The sequence below is a fragment of the uncultured Negativibacillus sp. genome (assembly GCF_944388365.1).
GTDB lineage: Bacteria > Bacillota > Clostridia > Oscillospirales > Ruminococcaceae > Negativibacillus.
In genome coordinates this window covers 1-10,989 of sequence record NZ_CALXIN010000061.1, presented here as the reverse complement: position 1 = coordinate 10,989, position 10,989 = coordinate 1, and the positions used below count along the sequence as shown (strand labels likewise).

Annotated in this window: 9 protein-coding genes and 1 pseudogene; all 10 read right to left on the bottom strand. The window is 46.5% G+C overall.

Annotated features, from left to right (window positions below; all coding sequences use genetic code 11):
* Positions 1 to 191: 191 nt before the first annotated feature.
* Positions 192 to 305, bottom strand: a pseudogene (locus Q0L39_RS08400) (helix-turn-helix transcriptional regulator); the annotation flags it as partial.
* Positions 306 to 438: 133 nt separating this feature from the next.
* On the bottom strand, positions 439 to 777 hold the full coding sequence (locus tag Q0L39_RS08395) for a sigma-70 family RNA polymerase sigma factor (protein WP_296628316.1): 339 nt from the start codon (positions 775 to 777) through the stop codon (positions 439 to 441).
* 34 nt (positions 778 to 811) lie between these two features.
* Positions 812 to 2,530 carry a recombinase family protein gene (locus Q0L39_RS08390; protein WP_296628314.1) on the bottom strand — a complete coding sequence of 573 codons (1,719 nt, stop codon included), beginning with the start codon at positions 2,528 to 2,530 and terminating at the stop codon, positions 812 to 814.
* Positions 2,531 to 2,792: 262 nt separating this feature from the next.
* Entirely contained in the window at positions 2,793 to 3,128 is a 336-nt protein-coding gene (locus Q0L39_RS08385; protein WP_296628311.1) for a DUF3899 domain-containing protein, read from the bottom strand.
* Complete coding sequence (locus Q0L39_RS08380) at positions 3,125 to 4,060, bottom strand: ATP-binding cassette domain-containing protein (RefSeq protein WP_296628307.1); 936 nt, start codon at positions 4,058 to 4,060, stop codon at positions 3,125 to 3,127. Before Q0L39_RS08380 ends, Q0L39_RS08385 begins: the two co-directional genes overlap by 4 nt.
* Positions 4,053 to 5,102, bottom strand: a complete 1,050-nt coding sequence (locus Q0L39_RS08375; RefSeq protein WP_296628305.1) for an ABC transporter ATP-binding protein — start codon at positions 5,100 to 5,102, stop codon at positions 4,053 to 4,055. Before Q0L39_RS08375 ends, Q0L39_RS08380 begins: the two co-directional genes overlap by 8 nt.
* 21 nt (positions 5,103 to 5,123) lie before the next feature.
* The gene (locus tag Q0L39_RS08370) at positions 5,124 to 6,905 is read right to left on the bottom strand and encodes a S9 family peptidase (protein ID WP_296628303.1); all 1,782 of its coding nucleotides are present in this window, start codon (positions 6,903 to 6,905) and stop codon (positions 5,124 to 5,126) included.
* Between the two features lie 19 nt (positions 6,906 to 6,924).
* A complete protein-coding gene (locus Q0L39_RS08365; protein WP_296628302.1) occupies positions 6,925 to 8,094 on the bottom strand; it encodes an ABC transporter permease in 1,170 nt (389 codons plus the stop codon).
* On the bottom strand, positions 8,087 to 9,040 hold the full coding sequence (locus Q0L39_RS08360; RefSeq protein WP_296628301.1) for an ABC transporter permease: 954 nt from the start codon (positions 9,038 to 9,040) through the stop codon (positions 8,087 to 8,089). The genes Q0L39_RS08365 and Q0L39_RS08360 overlap by 8 nt, the downstream gene beginning before the upstream one ends.
* Positions 9,041 to 9,111: 71 nt before the next feature.
* Positions 9,112 to 10,905 carry an ABC transporter substrate-binding protein gene (locus Q0L39_RS08355; protein WP_296628299.1) on the bottom strand — a complete coding sequence of 598 codons (1,794 nt, stop codon included), beginning with the start codon at positions 10,903 to 10,905 and terminating at the stop codon, positions 9,112 to 9,114.
* Positions 10,906 to 10,989: the final 84 nt, after the last annotated feature.

The following is a 10,989-nucleotide window of genomic DNA, read 5'->3' as shown; positions in this document are numbered from 1 at the left end:
CTACACTTTGCTTCGCAAAGTCGTGTGCCAAATGGGGGCGTTGCCCCCTTTGGAAACCCCCACAAGAAAAGGCGGTATGCTCCCCCTCCACGGGGCGCATACCGCCTTTTCTTGTTATCCAGCCCTCCGGCTGTATCGGTTGAGCAAAAGTCAGCGTGGGATTGGTGTGGTATCTTTATCTAAGTGAACCCCCCACTCTCCCATTTGTTGACTGCCGGCGTGGATACACCCAGCTGCTGAGCTACCTGCTCCTGCGTCAGACCGCGCTGTCTGCGGTATTTGCGAATTATTTCGTTTATCTTCATCTGCCGTTCCTCCCGTCCGTATCTGTTTGTCTGTATTATAGCAGGAGAAACGGCAGTTCACAATCGAAGGCTCGTTAAGAAAAACGATGAAAAATTAACCACCGGTTAATCTCGCCTTATTTTAACGGTTCGTCTAATATCCATAGGACGATCGATTGTCATTAAAATAATCCTTTAACTTTTCAATCGCTTTTTTCTCGATGCGGGAGACATAGGAGCGCGAAATCTGAAGCTTCTGTGCGACCTCCCGCTGCGGCAGAGGACGAACATTATACAGCCCATACCGGTAGGTCAAAATCTTGCGTTCCCGCGGCTCCAGATGCTGTTCGATAAACTGATACAGCTTCTGGGACTGGATACTCAGGTCGATGCTGTCGAGGATGTTCTCGTCATCCTGCACGATATCCATCAGCGTAATCGAATTGCCGTCCTTGTCGATGTCGATCGGGTCGCTGATGGACACATCCTGCATGCTCTTTTTCTTCTGCCGAAAGTGCATGAGTATCTCATTTGCTATCCGCACTCAATGGAACTTCCTTCTCTTCGGAAGATTTAACCTCCGACAAAACGGCTTCTCCATCATGGGCAAAAAGGTAAACGGTGACATTTTCCCCGTCCCATACAATCTTTCTGATGATGCTTTTGAGGAAGCGCCGTTTTTCCTCCACCGTACATTGGTCGATACTCGCAGCGAAGGATTCGATCATCTGCTGATAAAAAGCAAACTCCTGATTGACAAACCGATGTTGGATCGTGAGTTTTTCCAATTCGGCATAACGTTCCTTCATTGCATGGACCGAGCTGTGCAGCGTTTCAATCTGTTCCATGATATATTGTTCCGCTACTCCTCCGGTACCTTTCGCAATCGTGTTGACCAATGCTTTGATACTGCTCTCATTTTCATTGATCTTCTGTTTTAAGGAAGTCATTTCTGCATCACAGCTATCCCGATTTCCGTTGATGGATTTTCTGGTTTGAGAAAGAAACTGTGCAAACAACGCTTTGTCATCCGCAAGTTTTTTGATCTCCTCCATCAGCTTGGTATCCAGCAGATTGCCGTTGGCATTCTTGATATCGCAGCATTTGCGCCTGCTGCGCTCCTTGGTCGTACACATATAGCTGTAAACCGGTTCCCCATCCGTAGTCACTCGGCTGGTCATCTTAGGACGCATATAGTCGCCGCACTTGCCGCATACCAACAAACCGGACAGCAATGCAACGTTGCTGCGCGGATGACGATAGTTCTTGGAACGATTTCCCTCCAGCATGAACTGAACCTGTACCCACTGGCTGCCAGGAATTACACCAGGATGTTTGCCGACCGAAACAATCCACTCTTCCATCGGGCGGATTTGATTTGCCTTTCCTGCTCGCTGCAAGGTGCGATTATACGCCATGATCCCGCATTTACCATCAAAGTCACTTCGGTCTGCAAAAAGATCTACATGATTTTCCGTCAGATAGTTGTATGCTTCCCTATCGGCAATCATATACACCGGATTGGAGAGAATCGCCTTGATCGCAAAGCGTGTAAACTGTTTTCCTCGCTTGGTGGTGTACTGGTGTTCCAGCAAAAACTGATCCACCTTGGTCAAAGAACCGGTTTCCAGAAACTGATCGTAAATCAACTGCACCAAACTGATTTCTTCCTGGATAGGTTCCAGCTGAAATGCCTTCCTTGATTTACCGTCCACCGTCACCTTTGAAACTCCCACAGACCGATATCCGGTAGGTGTTGTGCCTCCCAGCCAGCGTCCTGTTTTTGCCAGTTCGTGCATATTGTCGCGGATACGCTCTGCAATCGTTTCCCTTTCCAGCTGTGAAAACACAGAAGCAATGTACATCATCGCTCGTCCCATCGGAGATGAGGTATCGAACTGTTCACGAATCGAGATAAAATCAATCTGACGCTCTCCCAAATCCTCGATCAGCTTCGCAAAATCACCGATATTACGACTGATTCGGTCCAGACGGTACACCACGATGGCAGCAAACTGCATCTCATGGGAATCCCTCATCATCTTTTTAAATTCGGGGCGCTCCAGATTGCCGCCGGAAAATCCCTCATCCTCATAAACAAGGGCATTCTCCGCTTGCTCAGTACCATAGTGGGATGCGATATACTGGCGGCACAGTTCGATCTGATTCTCAATACTTTCACCTTTGCCGGTAAATTTGGACTTACGGGAATAGATCACATATTGCTTTGCTGGTTGTTTTTTCATAGCGGCACCTCAATGTTATTGATTAAATCGTACTGTATTCGCAGCCTTTCCATTTACAATATATGGAGGAAGCGCTCATAAATGACTCATGGCGTACACAGTTTTTTAAGCTGCATGGATAGATTCTAAAGCCGTTTTGAGCCAGAGAAAGCAATTCCAAGAAAATCAAGCAAAAGACAAAGGACCGCAAAGAGTTTTCACTCCTTGCGGTCCTTTGTCTATGCGATAGGAAGTTTAGGAAAAATCAAAATAAATTAGGAAATCAAAATAAAAATGAAAGAAGAATAAATCCTACTCCCAACAACAAAATCTCGGCAAAATTTTGTGTGTAGGGGTGATCCTGTACATACTCGACAAAGTCCTGCTTTGTTTTACCAAACAGACGTTTGCTGCCATAAATGGTGGAGTCAAACAGACCCAGCTTTCTTGTGACACGAAACAGTCCGATGCAAACAAAGAGCAAGCCGGATAAAAACAGTCCATCCGAAATCATCCACTGCTGATACAGCCGCTGATAATACAGGATGATTCCCATTGCCAAAGCGCTCACCCAAACAAAGCCCTTTAGCAGGTCTTTGGTAATGATTTTACATTTCATTTGTTATCTCCCAGATAGGCCTGATATTCCTTCTGCGACATCAACACAAAATGTCCTGGCTCCACTTCCATCATCTGTGGAACATCGTTCTCATCATAGTGATGGCTCGATGGATCATATTCAAAGCGAACACGCTTTTTCTCCAACAGTGGATTTGGAATCGGAATCGCCGAAAGCAGAGACTTGGTATACGGATGTACCGGATTTTTATAGAGAAGATCAGAGTCTGCCATCTCCACAATCCGGCCGCGGTTCATAACTGCAACACGCTCGGAAAAATATTTGACAACCGACAAGTCATGTGCGATGAACAAAACGGTCAGACCAAGCTCCTTGCGAAGGTCGTTGAGCAGGTTCAGTACCTGTGCCTGAATGGAAACATCCAATGCAGAAATCGGTTCATCCGCGATAATCAGATCCGGCTTGGTGATGAGTGCGCGGGCAATACAAATACGCTGCCGCTGGCCACCGGAAAATTCATGCGGATAACGGGTTGCGTGCTCGGAGGTCAAACCTACCAGTTCCAGCATCTTTCTGACATTTGCCTTCAGTTCCTCTTTTGACTGAAAGATACCGTTGATCTTTGCTCCCTCGGAGATGATTTCCTCAACGGTCATTCTTGGATTGAGCGATGCCACAGGGTCCTGAAAAATCATCTGCATCTTGCTGGTAACCGCACGGCTCTGCTCTTTATTGAGCTTTCCGTCAATGCGGTTTCCATTAAACCAAACTTCACCGGAAGTAGGCTTATACAAACGGATGATCGTACGTCCTGTTGTTGTTTTTCCACAACCTGATTCTCCAACTAATCCAAAGGTTTCTCCTTTAAATACGTGGAAATTAACATCGTCTACCGCTTTCATCGGCACTTTGCCCTGATAGAAATATTTGCACAGGTGTTTTACTTCCAGAATACGGGTTCTATTATCCATTATATCTTCCCGCCTCCTCCAACTGCTGCTTGATTCTTTGCTTGAGATGTTCCGGCATTTCTACCTTTGGTGCATCAGGATGCAAGAGCCAGGTAGCCGCGTAGTGAGTATCAGACACCTTAAACATCGGTGGTTCCCGTTCAAAATCAATCTTCATTGCATAACGGTTGCGGGCTGCGAATGCATCTCCTTTTGGTGGATAGAGCATATTAGGAGGTGTACCTGGGATGACCATCAGCTTATCCGATCCTCGGGTATCCAGGTTTGGCATCGAAGCCAGCAGGCTCCAGGTATAAGGATGTCTTGGATCATAGAAGATATCCTCTACTGTGCCTTCCTCTACAATCTTACCTGCATACATTACATAGACGCGGTCAGCCATATTTGCAACAACGCCCAAGTCATGGGTAATAAAGATAACCGAAAGATTATTTTCCTTCTGAATCTTTTTGATCAATTCCAGAATCTGCGACTGAATGGTAACATCCAGCGCGGTGGTCGGCTCGTCACAGATCAGCAGTTCCGGATTGCAGGCCAATGCAATCGCAATGACGATTCTCTGACGCATACCGCCGGAAAACTGGAACGGATACTCATGAAAACGTTTTTCCGCATTTGGAATACCTACCGCCTTCATCAGCTCCAAAGCCCGCTTTTCAGCGTCTTTTTTCGGCATTTTCTGCTTCAAAATCAGCGTTTCCATGATCTGTTTTCCAATCTTCATAACAGGGTCCAGCGCCGACAGAGGGTCCTGGAAAATCAGGCTGATTTCTGAACCTCGAATATTGGTAAACTCCTTTTCACTCATCTTCAAAAGATCCTGTCCTTTGTAGATGATCTCGCCATTATCAATCACTGCATTTTCCGGCAGGATGCGGGTAACAGCCTTGGTTGTTACCGATTTGCCCGAACCGGATTCGCCGACGATTGCCAGTGTTTCTCCTTTGTTCAGATGAAAGTTAACGCCTCGAATTGCTTTTACATGGCCCGCAAAAGCATTAAAATGTATGTGCAGATCCTTTACTTCAAGTATTTTTTCCAAAGTTGGAGCCTCCTTTCCGGATTATTCAACCTTGAGATGCTTCTTTAAAAATGCAGCAACCTTCGGATAGCAATCTAACTGGTTCTTTCTCTTGGCAATACCATGTCCCTCGTCGGTGTACAATAAATACTCAACTGGAACGTTGCGGCTGCGCAGACTCTGTACAATCTGCTCCGCTTCTCCCACTGGTACACGTGGGTCGTTTGCACCATGGACAACCATCAACGCTGCTGTGATCTGGTCTACCTTGTGGATTGGAGATACATCATGCAGAATCTGACGATGATGTTCCAAACTGCCGTACTCGCTCTCACGATGGGAACGACGATAGTCCGCGGTGTTCTCCAGGAAGGTTTCCAGGTTGGACATACCGACAGTATCCACACCGGCTGCCCACAGATCTGGATAACGGGTGATACAGGACAGTGTCATATATCCTCCGTAGCTTCCGCCCATAACGGCGATGCGATCTTTTTCTGCCAGACCTTCTTTCACCAGGTGCTCTGCAAGACATGCTGCATCATGTACGCTGTCCAAACGTTTTTCAACATCGTCGAGGTGATGATAGTTTTTACCATAGCCAGTGGAGCCACGGACGTTTGGTGCAACCACTGTCAGACCCTCATTGACCAGATACTGAATCATTGGAGCGAACATCGGGCGCTCCTGGGCCTCTGGTCCACCATGGATCTCAACAGCGACGCTTCCCTTTCCGGCATCTCCTTTTCCTTTATAGAGCCAATATGGAACGGTCAAACCATCAAATGACTGATAGTGACACAGGATTGGTTCCACCAGATCATCACTGTCGATGCCCTGCAGATCGGTAAAGGTCATGCGCTCTACCTTTTCATGGTCGAGATCCAGCATCCAGATGTCCGATGGACGTTTGCCGCTGCTGAGTGTCACCAGCAGACGATGGCTGGAAGGAGCCCAGCTGATTCCATAGTACGCCATGACGCCCTTTGGCATCGAAGGTGCATTTTCAAAGCTCTGGGTATGGGTGTTGTAGATCTCCATCACCGAGTATCCGTCACGGTTGATCTTTACCGCCAGATACTTGTCATCAAAGCTCAGTGCGACATCCTCCAGATCCCACTCTTCCTCATAGATCTTGGTCATGCAGCCGCTTTCCACATCATAATAAGCAAGATATTTAAACTCGCTGTCCTTATCTGTCAGGAAATAAAAACCGCTGCTGTCATGTTTCCATGCCGGAGAGGTGTACTGCGCATATCCTGGATTGCTGTCAATATTCTTTGCTGTCTTGTTCTCGGTGTCCAGAATCCACAGACAGTTATCCGACTGTGCTTTCAGCTTGTTGTAGAGCAAATATCTGCCATTTGGAGAAAGTGCAGCAGGAGTGTTGTAGCTGTCGGTGTTTTCCAACAAGATTTCCTGTTCACCTGTTTTTGCATTCAACTGACACAGGTCAAAGTTTTTAGGATTTCTAGCGTTGCATGCAAAGACAACTGTCTGTCCATCCGGTTTTACACCGCCAAACTGATAACGTGCCGCATTATTATGTGTCAGATTGACAGCCTCTTCCCCATGGATCACATAAATCTGTTCCTGTTCATTTCCGCCCTGATCCATGCTGAAATAAACGGTTCCCTGATGGGTATGCAGACTCCATACACGCTCTTCAAAGAAGGTTCTCTGGCGCTCCTCACCGGTACAGAGATTCTTCTCCCAGATCTGGTTTACACCACTTTTTGTGCTTAAATATACAAATGCATCTTCCGAAAGCCATCTTGCTGCACTGCAAGAGCCGATACTAAAATACTGATTGATGGTTGCCATATGTTGCTTCCTCCTTTGATTACAGACCTCTCATTCTTGGGTCGAATGCGTCTCTCAGACCATTGCCAAACATATTAAATGCCAGCATCAGGGCCGAAACTACCAGCGCTGGGAAAAGGGTCAGATGTGGGCTGCTGGTCAGCACACGCTGTCCCTCTGCCAACAATACACCGATCGAAGGTTCCGGCGCCTGAATACCAAGTCCCAGATAGGACAGGAACGATTCCGAAAAAATTGCCGAAGGTACCGCAAAGGTTGCCTGGGTGATAATTGGACCGATTGCATTTGGCAGGATATGACGGAAGATCAGTGTTCTGTCCTTAGCGCCCATGGTTCTGGAAGCCATGACATATTCATAGTCCTTATAGCGATAGAACTGTGCACGGATCATTCGGCTCATACCAATCCATCCGGTGATAATCAACACCAGAATAAATGAGGATACACCCGCTCCCAGCACCATGATAAACAGGATGGACATAACCAGGAATGGGATACCGCCGAGAATCTCTGCAAATCGCTGCATCACCATGTCCACCTTGCCGCCGTAATAACCGGAGATAGAACCATATGTAACACCGATGACACAGTTGATCATTACCGAAATAAAACCAATCAGCAGAGAAATACGGGTTCCTCTCCACAGACGTACAAACAGATCGCGACCGATGTTGTCAGTACCAAAGATAAAATAGTGCTCTTTCGCATCCTTGTATTCGTACATATCAATATCTGCAATTACCTTTTTGATCTCTCTTCCTTTGTAATTCCAGATATATTCACTCTTGATTTCTTTGACCGCATCTCCGAACTCTTCCAGGTCTGCTTCAAAGATGTCCATTGTAACACATCCATCCGCAATACCGAAGTTTTCCAGAATTGGAATTCGTGGAGGCATGGTACCAAAGCTTGTGTGCTGTTCACGGAAATGATATGGACTCATCATTGGACCAAAGATTGCCATGAAGATAATGAACAGGATGATCCAGGCAGCTCCAATCGCTGCTTTGTTTTTCTTAAAGCGAAGGTAAGCATCCTTGAAAAAGCCGATGGCCTCGCCTTCGATCTCCTGGTCAAAGATTTTTTCTCCCGCTACCTGCTCAAACATCTCTGGCGGGATTTTTTCTTTAAGAACTTCCTGCGCATCCAGAGGTTTTGGTACCTCGAGTTTCATATTCTTTTTACTCACGGACCTTACCCCCTCCGATTCTAATTCGTGGGTCTACGATTCCATAGGACAGGTCAACCAACAGCATGGATGTCAAGCCGATGATGGAGTAGAAGAACAATACTGCAATGGTCAGATAATAGTCCGATGTCTGAATGGAAGCAGCTGTCAACGAGCCAATTCCCGGGATACCGAAAATATTTTCAACAACCATCGAACCGCCCAGCAGACCCATAAACATTGGGATAATGACGTTACAAAGTGGAATAAACGAATTTCGCAGTGCATGACGCAATGTCGACTGTACTTTGGAAAGTCCTTTCGCCTTGGACAAAAGCATGTACTCCGAGTTGAGCGCTTCAAACAACTCCGCTCTCATATAACGGGTAATGGTAGCAATACCACCAAAGGAGAGTGCCAGAATCGGCAGGATCATCGACACAAACTTGGAGAAGGAGAAAGTGGCATCCAGATTGAGCAGGAATGGGAACCATCCCAATCGATAAGCGAACACGTACTGCAACAATGATGCAAAGACAAACGCCGGAACTGATACATTAAAGACAACCATCGCAGAAATCGTATGGTCAATGATTGTATTTTTCTTGAGCGCTGCCGCGATGCCGCAGATCAGTCCCACCGGCACTGTCAGACACAGCGAAAAGACGTTCAGCATCAGGGTCAGCGGAATTTTGTCTTTAATAATCGTAAATACCGGACGACGCGGATACAGCGTCATTGATTCGCCAAAATCAAAGGACAAAAAGTTTTTGATAAAGATTGCGTATTGCTCTCCCAACGGTTTATCCAGATGGTATCTTGCCTCCATCGCCGCTTTGATCTCCGGCGCTGCATTTTCTCCCGCAATATCGCCAGGAATCAGACGGATTGCAAAAAAGCTCAAACTGATGATAATAAACAGGGTAATCGCCATCGCAACCACACGTTTGAGAATATACTTGAGCAAAGGAATCCTCCTTCCGCAGGATGATGTAATAATACCGTACCCATAATGGGTACGGTATTATTGATTTTTTGTTAAGCGATTGCAGATGCTGCAGCTGTGATGTCGTACTGGTTCTCAGCATAGCCTATAAATGGCAGGTATTCCTGAGTTGCCAGACTTACACGGTCACTGTACATAACAGTGTTGTCGTTCTGCATAACTGGTACAAATGCGCCGTAATCCAGCAGCAGTTCTTCCATTCTTGCCAGAGCATCTACTTTGCCCTCTACATCGTTTACCAGCTCGCCGTATACACAGTCAAACTGCAGTTTATCGAACTCTTCGCTCTGGAAACCAGTGATGTATTTATCTGCATAGTCAGTGGTCCATACGTTCATCGTTGCCCATGGGTTAAATACGTTTGCAAGGCGAACACCAAGACCCAGGTCATATTCACCGCTTCTGTAAACGTCATATGCAGATGCTGGTGGCATTGCACGCAGAGTCAGAGTAAATCTGTCTTTACCAAACAGGTTTTCAAAGGTTTCCTGCAGAATCTCTGCCTGACGTTTCTGGCCTTCCTGACCTTCAAAGTAAATATACTCTACGCTTACAGGGGTTCCGCCGTTTGCTTCATATGCTTTGTCAAACAGTTCTTTTGCCTTTTCTGGATTTGTTGCATATTTTTCTGTGATTGCTTTTGCCTGCTCGGTATCGCGGTAATATTCACCACCGGAGATTGGATCACCGACATAGATACCGGTGGATACAATGTAAGGTGCTGCCGGATAGAGCTTATAAACGTCTTCTGCAATGTTTTCACGTGGAGTTGCGAAGTACAGAGCATTTCTGAAGTCTTTGTTCTGCATGATTGGGTTCTTGGATGCGCCGTTTACAAAGTAGCCCCAGACGTTTGGCGAAATTGTTGGGTAAGCACGAGGGTCATTCTTGTACTGGATATAGTCGTCGCCAGTCAGAGAATGGTTATCCAGCTCACCTTTGAAGAACATTTCTGCACGGGTTGCATTCTGGCTGATATATCTTCTGGTCATGCTGTCCAGTTTGACATAGCCTTCTTTTACCAGTGGGTCGTCATCGTTGCGAACGAATTTATCGTGTCCATCGGTGATCCACTCTGTCAGGATAAACATACCAGAAGAAGGTGTGGTCTCCAGAGAAGTACCATAGGTTGTGCTGGTACGATCTGCGTTCATGCATTTTTCATACATTTCTTCCTGAACTGGCCAGATCAGGCTGCAGATAGTTGTATAGAAGTCAAGCTCTGTTGCAGGATACTGCAGGGTGATCTCCAGCTCATAGTCGCCCAGCTGTTTTACACCGACTTCTTCCCAGGTGCATTCACCGCTGAAGTATTCTTTTGCGTTTTTAACTACGCAGGTATCAAACATATAGGTTGCATTTTTGTTGACCAGCTTTGGATCAACCAGCATACGCATGGTGTACTCATAGGTACCTGCATCAATCGGAGTACCGTCGGACCATTTGAGGCCTTCACGAATCTTGATATTCCAGGTTGTACCGCCGTCCGAAGTGGTTGGCAGCTCTGCTGCATGATATGGCACAAACTGCAGCGTATTATTTCCCTCTTTGTCTGCAACCATTGCTACCAAGGTGCCCTGATTCAGGAAAGTTTTGGAGTTTGTGTACATCTGTGGGTTAAAAGTAGCCATGCTAGTTGTCCAGCCCTGGTAATCCTTTGGTCCAGTGTACTCTTCTTCCGCCGGTACTTCCTCTTCGGTGGTTTCTGTTTGAGCACTCTGTGTGTCTCCTCCCACAGAGCCATCTGCTGGTGCCTGTGGTGCTCCACAAGCAGAAAGCATCATCATGCATGCTGCTAACAGTGCAACCAGTCGTTTTTTCGTCATATTCTCTCGTATAATAAAACCATCTCGAAAGGGGTGGTTTTATTCATTCTCCTTTCCTCGAAAATTGGTTATACGGCAGGAGTA